This is a genomic window from Luteolibacter ambystomatis, assembly GCF_018137965.1.
In the GTDB taxonomy this organism is placed as follows: domain Bacteria; phylum Verrucomicrobiota; class Verrucomicrobiia; order Verrucomicrobiales; family Akkermansiaceae; genus Luteolibacter; species Luteolibacter ambystomatis.
On the sequence record NZ_CP073100.1, the window covers coordinates 3,854,073 to 3,869,645 of the forward strand.

The window sequence follows — 15,573 nt, forward strand, 5'->3', positions numbered from 1 at the left end:
TCCGGGTCATGGCGCCGCATCCTCCCATTCCAGTTCGATCAGCAACGCCGCGTGATCGCTCGGAAATTTCCTCTGGGATTGCGGGATTCCCGGGTTCTCCTCCTGCTCCGGAAAAATCCGGGCCGCCGTGGGACGCAGGCCAGCGTTCCGCACATAGAGCCGGTCGATCCGAGCCTGCGCTTCTTCCTTCCCGGCATCCCCGTTCACCTTCTGCAAGGGCGACCAGGTGAGTCCCGGATGCTGGCGCACGTCCGGGAAAATCCGTCGGTAGGCATCCATGAAGCCTTCCTTCTCGAAGGCGATCGTTCCCGGAATGGGGATCACCTTGCCGCCGTGAAGATCCTTGGTCGACTCACCGAGATCCAGATGCGAGGGCGAGTTCCAGTCCCCTGCAACCAGCAAGGGCAGCTTCGTGTCCAGATGGCCGGTCTTTTTCAAGTGGGCGATCAGGTCCAAGGTTTCCTTGGTTCGCGATGACTCCTTTGTCTCGCAGGCGAGCAGCTCATCCACCGTGCTCTCCGGCCTGTCGATCAAACGTTGGCTGACATTCGCGCGGTAGTCGATCCAACAAGCCCATGCGAGGAACTCCTTACCTTCGGCGGCACGAATCCGCGCCCCGATGCCGTGATAGGAGGAATAATAGAAGGTCTCCGCGATGGGAAAACGACTGAGCACGCAGAGGTGGTCGCTGTCTCCTTGGTAGGAATGCCATCCGAGCTCCCCCGCCACCCACGGTCCCAGCTTCACCCCGAGCCTGTAGTTCTTGTAGCTCTCCTGCATCAGCACGATATCCGCCTTCGAATCGCGAATCACCTTCACGGTCTTCTCCGGCCCGTCCTCGAAGTAGTTGGCTCCGCGCTGGACGTTCCACAGCAGGACACGCAACGGTTCAGCGGCGGAGACTCGTGCGAACAAAAGCAGCGAGGTGAGCAGGGGCAACCATCGGATGATCATCGAGGAACCTACACTGGTATCGCCCCGGAATGTTTCGCTTCCGACGCAACTGCCAACCGTTTCGGCGAAAGTGCCACACCGCCCGAACAAAAAAGGAGCCGTGCGCGAGCACGGCTCCTTTGAAGTTTTCAGAGGCTGGGCCCTTGAAAAGCCCCGCCACCGATCAGCCGATGACTTCCGGCCACTCGGTGTGGAAGAACTCGCCGCGCGGCTTGTCCGTGCGCTCGTAGGTGTGCGCGCCGAAGAAGTCGCGCTGGGCCTGGAGCAGATTCGCCGGCAGCACCGCGCTGCGGTAGCTGTCGTAGTAGCCGAGGGAGGCGGAGAAGGCCGGCACCGGGATACCCGCGAGGGTGGCGGTGGCGATCACTTCGCGCCAGTTCTGCTGGAACTCGTTGAGGAGGTCGGTGAAGTACGGGGCCAGCATCAGGTTGCTGAGCTCCGGGTTGGAGCGGTAGCTGTCCGTGATGTGGTTCAGGAAGCGGGCGCGGATGATGCAACCACCGCGCCAGATGGCGGCGATCTTGCCGAGATCGAGGCCCCAGTTCTTTTCCTTGCCCATGGCGGCGATCAGGTCGAGGCCCTGCGCGTAGGAGATGATCTTGGAGGCGAAGAGCGCGTCATGCACCTTCTTCACCAGCTCGGCCTTCTCGGCGGAGATCTCGGCCTTCGGGCCGTGCAGCTTGGAGGAAGCGGCCACGCGGGCGTCCTTCATGGAGGACAGGATGCGGGCTTCCACGGCGGCGTTGATGGTGGAGATCACGACGGCGTTCTCGACGGCGTTCATGATGGTCCACTTGCCGGTGCCCTTCTGGCCGGCGGTGTCGAGGATGAGATCGACGAGCGGCTTGCCGGTTTCCGGGTCGACCTGTTCGAAGATCTTCGAAGTGATCTGGATGAGGTAGGACTCGAGGTCGCCTTCGTTCCAGTCGGTGAAGACGGTGGCGAGCTCGGCCGGGGTGAAGCCCGCGGCCTTGAAGATGTTGTAGGCTTCGCAGATGAGCTGCATGTCGCCGTACTCGATGCCGTTGTGGATCATCTTCACATAGTGGCCGGCACCGCCGGGGCCGATGTGGATCACGCAGGGCTCGCCATCGACCTTCGCGGCGATGGATTCGAAGATCGGCTTCATCACATCCCAGGTAGAGGCAGGGCCGCCGGGCATGATGGACGGACCCTTGCGGGCACCTTCCTCACCACCGGACACGCCGGCACCGATGAAGCGGAAACCGAGATCGCCGAGCCACTTGTCGCGGCGCTCGGTGTCGGTGTAGAGCGAGTTGCCGCCGTCGATGATGATGTCACCCTTGTCGAGGAGCGGGATGAGCTGCTCGATCACGGCGTCCACCGGTCCACCGGCCTTCACCATGATCATGATCTTGCGCGGGGAGGCAAGGGACTGCACGAACTCCTCGAGGGACTTCGAGCCGACCAGCTTCTTGTCCGGATGGGCGGCGACGAATTCGTCCGTGACGGAGGTGGTGCGGTTGTAAACCGAGACCTGGAAGCCGCGGGATTCGACGTTGAGGACGAGATTCTGGCCCATGACGGCCAGACCAATGAGTCCGAAATCGCTGTTGCTCATGGTGTGATGGAGTTAGGAGGCGGGCGGGGGTGTAGGACACGGATTGCTTGCAAGCAACCCCTTGTTGCGTTTTCCGAATGCATTTCCCACATTCGGTCCGTGAATCTGCCGAATGCGATCACCCTCTCCCGCCTCGTCCTGACGGTCGTTTTTGTCGTCGGAACGGGAGCCGCCGGACTACGCGGCCATGTCGTCGCGCTGATCGCCTTCACCATCGCCGCTGCCAGTGATTGGCTGGACGGCTACCTCGCCCGCAAACTGGGTCTGGTCACGCCGCTGGGCAAACTGCTCGATCCGCTGGCGGACAAAATCCTGGTCTGCGCCGCCTTCGTCTTCTTCTGCGCCAAGGACTTGTGCCCGGTCTGGGTCACCACCCTGATCATCGCCCGCGAGTTCCTCGTCACCGGCCTGCGCCAGATCGCCATCGAAGCCGGGCAGGTGCTGGCCGCCGACAATCTCGGCAAATGGAAGACCACCTTCCAGCTCACCTTCTGTATCACCGGCCTCGTGTGGCTGACCTATTCGGATATCGAAGTTCCCGGAAAAATCACCGCCTTCTGGATCAACCTCAGCCGCCCCGATGGCTGGCTGGCCCAGATCTCCCTGTGGACCGCCGTGGCGCTGACCGTGATTTCCGGTGGCAACTACCTCTGGAGCGGGCGCCATCTGTTGAAAGGTTCAGCCCGCTGACACGGCCTTCCGGACCTTCGGCGCGGACAACAGCACCGTCTCCAGCAGCGAGGCCAACCGCTCCTCCAACGCCCGCCATGGGATGGGCGAGAGGGCTTGGGAAAAGCCATGCACCGCCAGCCAAGTGGCCAACACGTGCAGGTCGTTCACGTCCCCGAGCACATCGGCATAGTCGACCAACTCCTTTTCCGGCTCCTCGCCCAAGTGATGCAGCGCTCCCAGCCAGGCCTTGATCGCCTTGCGAGCCTCATGCAGTTCCACCGCGCCGGGATCATGTCCGACCGCCTTCAAGCGCTTCTCCAGCCGCCGGGCGAGCGCCTTCCGGCCCTTGCGCACCCGCTTTTCCAAATCTTCCTCTGAAATGGCGGACAGAGCCGCGCGGGCATGCCGCAGTCTGGCCTCCGCCCACTCCACCGCCACCGGAGGCGGGCGACGTGCCGCCGATTTCGCATGCGCTTCCAGCAAGGCGCCGATCGCCGCCACGGACGGCTCTTCCGCATGCGGGCCTCCTTCCAGTTCCAGCCGCCGCCACGTGGTCCGTCTGGATACGGAATCCCTCGGAGCGCCTAGCAATCGCCCGACCGCCGCCACTGCCCGGGCGGCGGACTTCGGCACCCGCAACAGCACCAACCCGCCACGGAGGGACTTCCCTTTCTTCCGCAGGGCATGGGTTTCGTCCGTGACGTGGGCATTCGGGTTGAGCAAGCCGCGCAGCCTCTCCTCCATCACCAGGCATTCGGCCACCAGGCGGGAACGCACTTCGGAGGGGGGTCGCGGATGGCTCTCGCTCATGATGGGACAAGGGACGAAAAAATCAGCGGACGCTAACCGAAAGCTCCCGGCTTGTCAGCCACCGAAAATGCGCCGACCATTCCCCGCGTAACCTTTGTCTGTTTTTGTCCATGAAGAAAACGCTGATCAAAAACGCCCGCATTGTGTCCCCGGATCAGGAGATCGGGAACGGAGCCCTGCTTTTGGAAAACGGCCGCATCGCCGCGGTCTTCGAAGCGGGGGCCGCGCTGCCGGAAGCCGAAGTGGTGATCGATGCCGGAGGCCGCACGGCGATGCCAGGCTTCTTCGACATCCACTGCCACGGTGCCGATGGCCACGATGTCTGTGACAACACGCTGGAAGCCGTCCGCCACATCGCGAAGAAGAAGCTCCAGGAAGGAGTGACCACCTGGCTGCCCACCACCCTCACCCAGCCGCAGGACAAGCTGGAGGAAATCGCGGGCAAAATCGCCGAATACATGGCGAACCCGGAATTCACCCGCGCCCCGGGCGTCCACGTCGAGGGTCCCTTCATCAACAAGGAGAAGGCCGGTGCGCAGAACCCGGAATATGTGCGCCTGCCGAACTTCGCCGAGCTGAAGGCTTTCCACGACATCGCCCCGGCCCTGATCGTTTCGCTGGCTCCGGAAATGCCGGGTGCACTGGAAGTGATCCGCGAAGCGCGCGCGATCGGCATCACCAGCTCCGCCGCCCACACCTCCGCCACCGCCGCCCATCTCCGCGATGCGAAGGCCGCGGGCCTGACCCATCTCACCCACTTCGGCAATGCCATGACGCCGCTCCACCACCGCGAGATCGGCGCGGTCGGCACCGGCCTCATGGATGACTCGATCAAGATCGAGCTGATCTGCGACACCGTCCACCTCGCCCCGGACATGCTGAAGCTGATCTTCAAGCTGGTTCCCATCGACCGCATCCTGATGATCACCGACTCCATGGCCGCCTCCTGGATCGGCAACGGCGAATGCATGCTCGGCGGCCTGGAAGTGGTGGTGGAGAACGACGTGGCCCGTCTCAAGCACGGCGGCGCGCTCGCCGGTTCCGCACTGCTCTACAACGTGGGCCTCCGCAATGTGGCGGAGCTCACCGGCCTGCCACTCACCGAGATCGTCAAGACGACTTCGTGGAACCAGGCCCAGTCGCTCGGCCTTGAAGGCTTCGGCAAGTTGGAGTCCGGCTTCCACGCCGACATCGTCCTCCTCGATTCCGACTTCAACATCTGGAAGACGCTGGTGGGCGGTGAAGAGCGCTTCAGCGCCTGAGAGTTGTTTTCAAAGCGCGCCCGGCGAAACAACCGGGCGCGTCATGCCTTCGGAGCCTCTCCGAAGAGATCCCGCCGCCGATCTTTCAGGGGCGTAACCGTACCCTCCCCCCGCGAGCGGCGCAGGGCATCCAGATCGAGATCCGCGATGAGCAGTTGTTCGACGGCGGGTTCCGCCTCGGCGGCGATACCGTCGTTTGGAAACGCGAGATCCACCGGTGTGAAGGCTCCGCTGCGGGCGTAGTGGAGATTTGCGGCAGGCACACGGGTCAAGGTGCCGACACAACCGGCGGTGACCACGTCGATCTGGTTTTCCACCGCGCGGGCCATCGCGCAGCGGGTGACCCGAAGATGGCCGCGGCGGTCATCGGTGCAGTACGGCACTACTAGTAGTTCAATGCCGCGGTCCGCGAGCACGCGCGTCGGCTCCGGGAACTCGATGTCATAGCAGATCTGCACGCCGAACTTCACGATGCCGGTGTCCACGACCACGAGATCATCCCCGCCGCTGACATCCCACGCATGGCGCTCCCACGGCGTGATATGAAGCTTCGGCTGCTCCATGAGCTGGCCTTCCGGCCCATGAATGAAAGCAATATTGAACAAGTGCCCGTCCCGTACCACCGGCTGCGATCCTGCGACGATCCACACACCATGCTGGCGGGCGAGCCGTGTCATCTCGTCATTCACCCCGCCGGTCATTTCCGCCAAGGCGCGGATCGAATCCATCGCCCGCCGACGTGGACCCAGTGAGAGCAACGGCAGCGTGAAATATTCCGGAAAAACCACCAGATGCGCGCCATAATCCGTCACCGCGGTTTCCACGAAAAACGCGGCGCGTTCGAAGAAGGCTTCGGTGGAAGCGGGACGCTGCATGTCCCACTGGATGGAGGCGGTGCGCATGAACAGGCCCACTGATCGGGTGAAAAATCCGCCATGCCAGCAAATTTTTCCGGGACGTAGTCCCTGATCCGGGTATCCTCCAATGGCTTTTTCATGAATCACCTCGACCTGATCCTCACTCTAACAGGCGGCCTCGCCGCCGCGCTGGCGCTCGGCCTCGGCTCCCAGAAGCTGGGGCTGTCACCGATCGTGGGCTACCTGGTCGCGGGTATTCTGGTCAGCCCGAATACCCCGGGCTTCGCCGCGAACAAGGATCTGGCGAAGGAGATGGCGGAGATCGGCGTGATCCTGCTGATGTTCGGAGTGGGCCTGCACTTCCACTTCAAGGAACTGCTGGCGGTGAAACGGATCGCGGTCCCCGGGGCCATCGTTCAGAGCGCGGTGGCCACGGTGCTGAGCATGGTGGTGATGCACTATTTCTTCGGCTGGAGCTGGACGCAGGGCGCGGTGTTCGGAATGGCGATCGCGGTGGCCAGCACGGTGGTGCTCACGCGCGTGCTGGTGGACAATCACGACCTGCACAAACCGATCGGCCACATCGCGATCGGCTGGCTGGTGGTGGAGGATCTGTTCACCGTCTTCGTACTGGTGTTGATCCCTGCCGTGTTCGGCGGTGAGAGCGCCGGCGGCGGCGCGCTGGCACTGGCGATCGGTTGGACCGCGCTGAAAATCGTGCTACTGGTGGCCTTCACCTTCGTGGTCGGCGGCTGGGCGATTCCGCGGTTGCTGACGGTGATCGCGCGCACGGGTTCACGGGAATTGTTTACGCTGGCGGTACTGGTGATCGCGCTGGGCATCGCGGTGGGTGCGGCGAAGTTGTTCGGCGTCTCGATGGAGCTGGGCGCCTTCCTCGCAGGCATGGTGGTGGCACGCTCGGAATTCAGCACCCGCGCCGCGACCGATGCGCTGCCGATGAAGGATGCCTTCGGCGTGCTGTTCTTCGTCTCGGTGGGCATGCTGTTCGACCTGAAGAGCCTGCTCGAAACACCGTGGCTGGCGGTGGCGACCGTGGGCATCATCCTCATCGGCAAGCCGCTGGCGGCCATCGCCATCGCCCTGATCCTGCGCTATCCGCTGAAGACCTCGCTCGCGGTGGGCGCGGTGCTTTCGCAGATCGGCGAGTTCTCGTTCATCGTCGGCACCATCGGCAAGCAATACGGACTGCTCGATGACAAGGCCTTCAATGTGCTGGTCGCCTCCGCGATCATCACCATCACGGTGGCTCCGCTGATCTACCGTTGCGCCGGACCGCTGGAACGCCGCTTGTCAAAGATGCCGGGATTCCGCGCCTTGGCCGCACGCGCGGTGGAAACCACGGACAATCTGCCCGCCGATTCTGACGACAACCGCCGCGCCGTGATTGTCGGCTACGGGCCGGTCGGCAAGACCGTGACCCGCCTGCTGCGGGAGAACGGCTTCACCCCGGTCATCGTCGAAATGAACGTCGATACCGTGCGGACATTGCGGAGCAAAGGCATCGCCGCCGTGTATGGGGATGCCAGCCATCCGGAAACCCTGATGACCGCGGGTGCGGACAAGGCCGACATTTTCATCCTCAGCGCCTCCAGCGTGGAAATGGGCAGCGAGGCGATCCAGCAGGCGAAAAAGCTGAATCCGAAAGTGCGCGTGCTGGCCCGCACCGCCTATCTCCGCGAAGCGGACGAACTGCTCAACGAAGGCTCGGACGCGGTATTTTCCGGAGAGGGCGAGGTGGCTCTGTCGATGACCGAGAACATCCTCGAATACTTCGGCGCGACCGACGAACAGATCGACCGCGAGCGCGACCGCATCCGCCGCGATTTGTTCGCGCAGGTGGAGGCGTGATCAATCACTCCCGTGATCCCCGCCGATCTCGTCCGGCCGGATCTCCCTCAGCACCCGGCAGGGATTTCCGACCGCCACGACATTCGCGGGAATGCTCTTCGTCACCACGCTGCCCGCGCCAATCACGGTATTGTCTCCGATGCTCACACCGGGATTGAGGATCGCACCGCCACCGATCCAGACCCGGTTTCCGATGGTCACCGGCAGGGCGAACTCGACGTCCTGCGCCCGGGTGACCGGATCGATGGGATGGCCTGCGGTGTAAATGCTGACATTCGGGCCGATCAGCACTTGGTCGCCGATCGTGACACGGTTGCAATCCAGGATCACCAGGTTGTAGTTCGCGTAGCTGCCCTCGCCCCAGTGGATGTTGTAGCCGTAGTCGCAGCGGAACGGCGGTTCGATGTAGAATTTCCCGCCCGCGGAGCCGAAGAGGCCGCGGAGCAGGGCATGGCGTTCCACGACCTTGGAAGGTTCCAGCCGGTTGAATTCGAACACCACTTCCTTGGCGTGCTGGCGCTCGCCCGCCAATTCCTCGCCAAAGGAGAAGTAGGGTTCCCCGCGCAGCATCTTTTCCTTCTCGGTCATGGCCGTGAAGATGCCCGGGAAGTCCATCTCCGCCACGGAAAATACACCCGTTCCTTTGGGGGAACTGCATGGGAAAGCCGCGCAGATAGTTGCATGCGCAAATCTCTTTCCAAGCTGCCCGCACATGGTAGCCTTTTGCCATGTCGAAACGAATCGCCCTCGCTCTGGGCTCCCTCGCCATGATGGCTCTTCCGACGCTTGCCGCCGATGCCGTGAAGAAAAAGATCCTCTTTTTCTCCAAATCGAGCGGATGGGAACACGATGTGATCTCGTACAAAAACGGCCAGCCCAGCTTCGCCGAAAAGCAGCTTCTGGAATTGGGCGAGAAGAACGGTTGGGAGTTCACCTTCTCCAAGGACGGCTCGAAGTTCGGCAAGGACTACCTCAACCAGTTCGACGCGGTGTTTTTCTACACCACCGGCGACCTCCTCACTCCCGGCACCGACAAGCAGCCGCCGATGACCGCCGAGGGCAAGCAGGCGCTCTTCGACTACGTCCGCGCGGGCCACGGCTTCATCGGCACCCACTCCGCCACCGATACCTTCCACACCGACAACGAAAGCAAGAAGGGCCCGGAGCGTTTCACGAACCACGGTGACAAGGCGGACCCCTATGTTCACTTCATCGGCGCGGAGTTCATCATCCACGGCGCGCAGCAGGTCGCGAAGGTGACCGTGACCGATCCGAAGTTCCCGGGCCTCGCCGATGTGCCGAAGGACTTCAGCTTTCAGGAGGAATGGTATTCCCTGAAGGACTTCAACTCCGACATCCACGTGCTGTCCGTGCTCGATTCCCCTTCGATGAAAGGCGATCCCTACAAGCGTCCGCCATTCCCGAACACCTGGGCGCGCATGGAAGGCAAGGGCCGCGTCTGGTACACCGCGCTGGGCCACCGCGAGGACGTGTGGACCAATCCGATCTTCAAGACAATGCTGACCGGCGGCATCAAGTGGGCGCTCGGCGAAGTGAAGGCGGACATCCCGCCGAACCTCAAGCAGACCGCCCCGGGCGCGATGACCAATCCGCCCTACGTGGCCCCGAAACCGGCCGCCGAGCCAAAGCCCGCCACCGCAGGCACCCCGGCCCAGTAAGCCAGCCGGGATTTTCCCAAGGGGCACCTTCCAGCGGAGGGTGCCCCTTTTTTGACCCATCCACGGGGCAAGCGGTGGCGGTTCGCGATTTGTAAGGAGTTTGTCAAAACTCACAATCGAACTGGAAAGGAAGCAGCGGATTGCCTTGAATGTTGGAAAGGTGCCCGGAAGGCATCCACTGCCATGTCACAAGCCATCATCGACCCCGAGGAGGTCCGCCGTTTTGCCGCGGAACTGAAGCGCTTCAACGGAGACCTGCGGGAGCGTTCGTCCTCGCTGATGGCCCGTTTCACGGCGCTTGGGGAGACCTGGCAGGATCAGGAGCAGGAGAAGTTTGCCGGGGAGTTCACCCAGCTCATGAAAACGCTGAAGGCGTTCCTCGAGTTGTCCGAGCGCCACACACCCTACCTGCTGAAAAAGGCCGAGCGCATCCAGCAATACCTCGACCAGCGCTGAGCCGGGCAGGTTTCCCTCCCTCCCGCCATGTCCGACCAGACACGGATTTCCTCGATCGAGGCCTTGGAGAGCTTCCGGGGCGACCTCATCCGCTACATCAACCAGGCGCGCTCGGCGCTGGAGGAGATGGTGGGCGACGTGCGCCGCACCCGAACCTGGCTGGATACCGACCGTATCCAGCATTGGGGCATGCAGGTGAAGCGCCACACCAAGAAGCTGGAGCAGGCGGAGCAGGAGCTCTACAGCGCCACTCTCACCGACCCGAAGGGCAGCCACGCCCTTCAGAAAATGAACGTGATGAAATGCAAGCGGCTGGTGGAGGAAGCGGAGGCACGGCTCCGCGTCATCCAGCAGTGGCGGAAGCAGTTCGACAACCGCGCGGAACCCCTCGTCCGCCAGCTCGACCGGATGTTCGGCCTGCTGGGACAACAATTGCCGCGCGGGGTCGTATCATTGGGTGAAACCATCAAGGCGCTCCAGGCCTATGCCGAGACCAAGCGACCGCTGAAGCCTTCCGATTCCGCCACCGAAACCCCGACCGATCCTTCCTCCCCGTCATGAGCGTCTCCAACAGCAAAGGCCTCCTCACCGGCGCCACCAGCCAGCTCCAGGCACAATGGCTGGAAGTCCGTGCCTCCTGGCGCGACCGCAAGGCCCAGGAATTCGAGCAGGATTATCTCTCGGATCTGGAATCCAGCGTACGCGCCACCGTAAAAGTCATCGAGGATATCGAACGCCTTCTCCAACAAGTCCATGCCGACTGCGAATGACCCCATCGACCCCGGCGAGGTGCTGGGCCGGCTCTCCCGACTGAAGGACGGCGTCACCCACACCGTCGCGCGCGAACAGGAATTGATGAAATCCCGCGAGGAGCAGCGGGTGCGGGTGATCCGCCAGATTTCCGCACGCGAAAACACGGACTCACAGACCCTCAACGGGCAGGTGGAGGAATTGCGGAAGGAGCACAAGCACGCGCTCGAACTCCAGCAGGCGATCTACGAGGCACGTCGTATCAAGATCCAGAATGCCTACCACGGCAGCCGTACTTCGCTGTCCGGACGCATGCAGCTCGTGAAGGACCAGAAGGTCCGCTCCACGCACGGAGCCATGGTCGCGGACAGGCAGCGCCGCCAGAAGGAGGTGGCCGCCGCCGGGGAAAAGCACGAGGCATTCAAGAATCTGCTGGCTGGCGATCTGCAGGTGCGCGAGGAGGCGAAAATTTCGCTGAAGAAGGCGCTACGTTCCTTCGCTCCGCTGCTGCTGCGGAATACCGATATCCATGACAAGGCCGCCGTGAAAGCCGCAGCGGTGGGGACCGCGGAGGAAGTGCGCGCCGCCCTCCAGGCCGATGTGGAGGAAGCCCGCGCAGCCGCCGAGGCCGCGCATCGCCTGCCGCTGGCGAAGTTGTTCCGCTTCGTACCATGGATCGCCCTGGCCGTGATAGCGGCGGGCGTCCACTACTGGCTTTCCCGTTCCGGCACGCCGCTGATGCCGGGACTGGCCATCACGGAAGGGATCCTCGCCGCCGTGTGGCTGCTGGCACTCGGCCTTTCCTGGTCCACGGGCAGCCGCGGCGCGAAAGCACTGCAATCCGCCCTTATCAACGCGCAGGCGGCACGGGCCTTGTCCGGTGCCCGCGTGGCGGAACTCAAGGCCGAGGTCGAACAACAGGAGCACGACCAGAACTCACGGATCAGCGAGGTCTTCGGCGAAGCCGACACCGAACTCCGCAAGCTGACGGCGGAGGAAATGAAGAAGCTCGACCAGAAACACGCGCGCCTGCCTGCGAAGCTCGACAAGCTCCACCAGCGCAATCTGGCGAATCTCAATCGCCGCCATGAAGCCGCGCTCGGCATGTCCCACTCGGACTCCGCCGAAGTGGCTCTCCAGCGATCCCATGAACGCGATGACGCGATGGCGGTGATCGAATCCGCGATCAACCAAACTCTCGGCGAACTGGAGCAGCCATGGGTGGCGGAGATGGTTCCACTGAAGGAACAACTCGATGCCCTCGAAGGTCCGGCTGATGCCCGCTATCCGGATTGGACACACGACCTTTGTGAAAGCTGGGAGCCGCCTATGGAAACTCCGGCCGCGATCCGCATCGGTCGCATCGCCGTGGATCTGAACAACCTGCCCGACGGCATCCCTAAAACCCAGCGGCTCGCTCTTCCCGGCCCTCCGAAGTTCCAGGTGCCGCTGGCGCTCGGCTTCCCCCAGCACGGCTCGCTGATGATCGAGACCAACGGCGACCCCGCCGCCGCGATCGATGCGATCAATGGCATCGCGCTCCGCCTGCTGGCGAGCCTGCCGCCGGGCCGCTCGTCCTTCGTCTTCATTGATCCCGTGGGACTCGGTCGCGGCTTCGCCGGGCTGATGCACCTTTCCGACTATGAGGAAACCCTGATCACCCACCGCATCTGGACCCAGACCACCCAGATCGAGGAGCGCCTCGCCGAACTCTGCGAGCACATCGAAAAGGTGATCCAGATGTATCTCCGCAACGAGTACGCCACCATCGCCGACTACAACGAGCAGGCGGGCAGCGTGGCCGAGAAGTATCGCTTCCTGGTGATCGCCGGACTCCCGACCGCCTTCAGCGAAACGGCGGCGAAGCGGCTGCGTTCCATCGCCGCCAGCGGCGCGCGCTGCGGTGTCCATCTGCTGATCCAGTGCGACCGCAGCCAGCCGATCGAATCCTCACTCGATGAAGAACTGAAACGCGCCTGCCTGCGGGTCACGTTGGAGCGCGGCAAATTCCGCCTGAGTGATACCTCCTATGGCACCGGCGAGGTCACCTTCGACACGCCGCCATCCGATGACGATGCCAGCACGCTGATCCACCGCATCGGCCAAGCAAGCATCGACTCGAACCGCGTGCAGGTGCCGTTCTCCCAGATCACTCCGCCGGTGGAAGAACGCTGGACCCACGACACCTCCGAGGAACTGCGCGTGCCGGTCGGGCGCGCGGGCGCGAAGAAGCTTCAGATGCTCGCCATTGGCAAGGGCACCCGCCAGCACGTGCTGGTGGCGGGCAAAACCGGTTCCGGCAAATCCACGCTCTTCCACGTCATCATCACCAACCTCGCGCTGTGGTGCGGCCCGGAGCAGGTGGAGTTCTATCTGGTCGACTTCAAGAAGGGCGTCGAATTCAAGTGCTACGGCACCAAGCGCCTGCCGCATGCGAAGGTGGTGGCGATCGAGAGCGACCGCGAGTTTGCGCTGAGCGTGCTCCAGCAGGTCGATCACGAGTTGAAGCGCCGCGGCGAACTCTTCCGCAAGGCGGGCTCACAGGATCTCGCCTCCTACAACCGTCACGGCTCGCCCCTGCCCCGCACGCTGCTGTTGATCGACGAGTTCCAGGAGTTTTTCACCGAAGACGATGCGGTGGCGCAGGAAGCCTCGCTGCTTCTCGACCGCATCGTCCGCCAGGGCCGCGCCTTCGGCATCCACGTGCTGCTCGGATCGCAGACACTCGGCGGCGCCTACACGCTGGCACGCGCCACGCTCGGCCAGATGGTCATCCGCATCGCGCTCCAGTGCAATGAAGCGGACGCGCACCTCATCATGGACGAGGACAATCCGGCCCCGCGCCTGCTGACCCGTCCCGGCGAAGGCATCTACAATGACCAGGCCGGTGCTTTGGCCGCGAACAGCCCGTTCCAGATCGTGTGGCTGTCCGAGCAGGAACGCGACAAGCTGCTGGATGAAGTGGCGGCACTCGGTCGCAAGCACGCCGAATTCCCGGCGGCTCCGATCGTCTTCGAAGGCAACGCTCCGGCGGAAATCCGCGACAACGCCGAACTCGCCGCCGCACTGCGCACCCGGCCGACCACCCGCCCCGCCGCGGGCCGAGCCTGGCTGGGGGCACCGAACTCGATCAAGGGTCCGACCGAAGCGCGCTTCCAGCGCCAGAGCGGCAGCCACCTGTTGGTCGTCGGCCAATCCGGCGAGCGAACGTTCTCGCTGCTGCTGGTTTCGATCCTCTCGCTGGCCTCCCAATATCCGGCAGGCCAGGCGGAGTTCTTCATCCTTGATCCGAATGCCGCGGCTTTGCCGGGCGAGGAATCGTTCCAGCGCCTCACCGCCATGCTGCCGCACAAGGTGCGGATCGGTGGCCCGGCGGAAGCGGCCGTATTGATGACCGAACTCAATGCGACCCTCGAAAGCCGCGCTGCCGGCACTCCTGCGGATTCTCCGGAGATCTTCCTGATCGTCCGTGACCTGCAACGCTTCAAAGCGCTGCGCCCCGAGGATGACTTCCGCTTCTCGATGGATGACGACGCCTCCGCCGCGAGTGCTTCGCAGATCCTCGCGAACGTTCTCAACGAAGGCGGCCCCGCTGGTATCCACGTGCTTGCCTCCACGGACACCTGGAACAACGTCAGCCGCTGGATTCCGCGCAAGCTGATGGCGGAGTTCGAAATGCGCGTGCTGTTCCAGATGAGTGCGAACGACTCCGCCAACCTCATCGACGGCCCTGCCGCATCCGGCCTCGGCCTGCACCGTGCGCTCTTCCACAACGAGCACCTCGGCAGCGACGAAACCTTCCGCCCTTACGCGCTGCCGGACGACGAGTGGCTGGAGGAAACCAAAGCCCGTCTCCAAAACTGAAACAGCGCGGGGATCATCCCCGCGCTGCTTTGAAAAACGAATCAAGACCGGACTCAGCGGCCGCCGGGCTTCACACCCGTCTTGGCATCCAGCGCCCGGATCGCCGAAATCGTGAGGTTCTGCACCGCCTCGTCAAACGCCTGCGAAGTCGCCTTCGGATTGGAGGCGAAATGGGTCAGCGGATAGGTGTGGGAACCCGCATCGCCCACCACCTGGGTATCGAGCAGTTTTTCACCGGCGGCGGTTACCTTGAGATTCCCGGTGATCACCGGGCGCACCAGCACCTCGCCATCGGCTTTGCCGGAGCGGACATAACGGTAGTGTTCGATGGACAGGCTGACATAGTTGGGAGAAGACGACTGGATCTTGCCGCGGAAGAAGGGTTGCTGGGCGAGGTTCGTGGCGAAGGCGGTTTGGGCGCGCTTGCCGAGGTCGGTAGGTAGGTTTTGCGGTGCCTTGGCGATGGCATCGGCATATTTGCTTTCGAACATCTTCTGTTGGATCGCCTCGGCGATCTCGCTCCCGAGCGCGAGGATCGCTCCCACCGCGGCCCCCTGTCCAAAGCTGCCATTCCCCACCTGGCCGTAGTAGTGGACCTGAACATCCTGCGCACCCAGCGGAGACTGATACGCATCCTTCGCCACCTGCACCTGGGTGACCGCCACCGTGGAAAGTTTCGCCTTCTGGGATTCGGTCCACTGGGCGCACGAAGAAAGCACCAGTGAAGCAACCGCCACACATGCCAAAGTCAAATTACGATATGTCATCGCGGCGGGTTATGCCCGAAAACCCGCGCCCGTCAATTCCCAGCTGGGATG

General features: G+C 63.3%; 14 protein-coding genes. 8 read left to right on the forward strand and 6 right to left on the reverse strand.

What is annotated here, in order from left to right:
* Window positions 1-6: 6 nt before the first annotated feature.
* Both KBB96_RS14720 and gnd read right to left on the reverse strand, forming a co-directional pair.
* Window positions 7-939: an endonuclease/exonuclease/phosphatase family protein gene (locus KBB96_RS14720; protein WP_211630205.1), complete on the reverse strand. Its 933-nt coding sequence runs from the start codon at window positions 937-939 to the stop codon at window positions 7-9.
* 178 nt (window positions 940-1,117) lie between these two features.
* Complete coding sequence (gene gnd / locus KBB96_RS14725; RefSeq protein WP_211630206.1) at window positions 1,118-2,536, reverse strand: decarboxylating NADP(+)-dependent phosphogluconate dehydrogenase; 1,419 nt, start codon at window positions 2,534-2,536, stop codon at window positions 1,118-1,120.
* 99 nt (window positions 2,537-2,635) lie between these two features.
* On the opposite strand from gnd, the gene pgsA reads away from it, so the two are divergent.
* Window positions 2,636-3,226 (forward strand): CDP-diacylglycerol--glycerol-3-phosphate 3-phosphatidyltransferase, encoded by a 591-nt coding sequence (pgsA, locus tag KBB96_RS14730; RefSeq protein WP_211630207.1) that lies wholly within the window; start codon window positions 2,636-2,638, stop codon window positions 3,224-3,226.
* Here pgsA and KBB96_RS14735 read toward each other — a convergent pair.
* Window positions 3,215-3,985, reverse strand: a complete 771-nt coding sequence (locus tag KBB96_RS14735; RefSeq protein ID WP_211630208.1) for a CHAD domain-containing protein — start codon at window positions 3,983-3,985, stop codon at window positions 3,215-3,217. The genes pgsA and KBB96_RS14735 overlap by 12 nt on opposite strands.
* A 143-nt stretch (window positions 3,986-4,128) precedes the next feature.
* Here KBB96_RS14735 and nagA point away from each other — a divergent pair, with 143 nt between their 5' ends.
* A complete protein-coding gene (gene nagA, locus KBB96_RS14740) occupies window positions 4,129-5,280 on the forward strand; it encodes an N-acetylglucosamine-6-phosphate deacetylase (protein WP_211630209.1) in 1,152 nt (383 codons plus the stop codon).
* Between the two features lie 41 nt (window positions 5,281-5,321).
* Here the strand turns inward: nagA and KBB96_RS14745 are convergent, their stop codons facing one another.
* Complete coding sequence (locus KBB96_RS14745) at window positions 5,322-6,182, reverse strand: carbon-nitrogen hydrolase family protein (RefSeq protein WP_211630210.1); 861 nt, start codon at window positions 6,180-6,182, stop codon at window positions 5,322-5,324.
* A gap of 93 nt (window positions 6,183-6,275) precedes the next feature.
* Here KBB96_RS14745 and KBB96_RS14750 point away from each other — a divergent pair, with 93 nt between their 5' ends.
* Window positions 6,276-8,006, forward strand: a complete 1,731-nt coding sequence (locus tag KBB96_RS14750; RefSeq protein ID WP_211630211.1) for a cation:proton antiporter — start codon at window positions 6,276-6,278, stop codon at window positions 8,004-8,006.
* Here KBB96_RS14750 and KBB96_RS14755 read toward each other — a convergent pair whose 3' ends face one another.
* Complete coding sequence (locus KBB96_RS14755) at window positions 8,007-8,594, reverse strand: sugar O-acetyltransferase (RefSeq protein WP_211630212.1); 588 nt, start codon at window positions 8,592-8,594, stop codon at window positions 8,007-8,009. It lies immediately after the preceding gene.
* Between the two features lie 140 nt (window positions 8,595-8,734).
* Here KBB96_RS14755 and KBB96_RS14760 point away from each other — a divergent pair, with 140 nt between their 5' ends.
* From KBB96_RS14760 to KBB96_RS14780, 5 genes are all read left to right on the forward strand, one after another.
* Window positions 8,735-9,685, forward strand: coding sequence for a ThuA domain-containing protein (locus KBB96_RS14760; protein ID WP_211630213.1), 951 nt, complete (start codon window positions 8,735-8,737; stop codon window positions 9,683-9,685).
* Between the two features lie 183 nt (window positions 9,686-9,868).
* Window positions 9,869-10,141, forward strand: coding sequence for a WXG100 family type VII secretion target (locus KBB96_RS14765; RefSeq protein ID WP_211630214.1), 273 nt, complete (start codon window positions 9,869-9,871; stop codon window positions 10,139-10,141).
* Between the two features lie 27 nt (window positions 10,142-10,168).
* The gene (locus KBB96_RS14770; protein ID WP_211630215.1) at window positions 10,169-10,702 is read left to right on the forward strand and encodes a hypothetical protein; all 534 of its coding nucleotides are present in this window, start codon (window positions 10,169-10,171) and stop codon (window positions 10,700-10,702) included.
* On the forward strand, window positions 10,699-10,911 hold the full coding sequence (locus KBB96_RS14775) for a hypothetical protein (protein WP_211630216.1): 213 nt from the start codon (window positions 10,699-10,701) through the stop codon (window positions 10,909-10,911). Before KBB96_RS14770 ends, KBB96_RS14775 begins: the two co-directional genes overlap by 4 nt.
* A complete protein-coding gene (locus KBB96_RS14780) occupies window positions 10,895-14,755 on the forward strand; it encodes an FtsK/SpoIIIE domain-containing protein (protein ID WP_211630217.1) in 3,861 nt (1,286 codons plus the stop codon). The genes KBB96_RS14775 and KBB96_RS14780 overlap by 17 nt, the downstream gene beginning before the upstream one ends.
* 53 nt (window positions 14,756-14,808) lie before the next feature.
* Here the strand turns inward: KBB96_RS14780 and KBB96_RS14785 are convergent, their stop codons facing one another.
* Window positions 14,809-15,522, reverse strand: coding sequence for a hypothetical protein (locus KBB96_RS14785; RefSeq protein ID WP_211630218.1), 714 nt, complete (start codon window positions 15,520-15,522; stop codon window positions 14,809-14,811).
* Window positions 15,523-15,573: the final 51 nt, after the last annotated feature.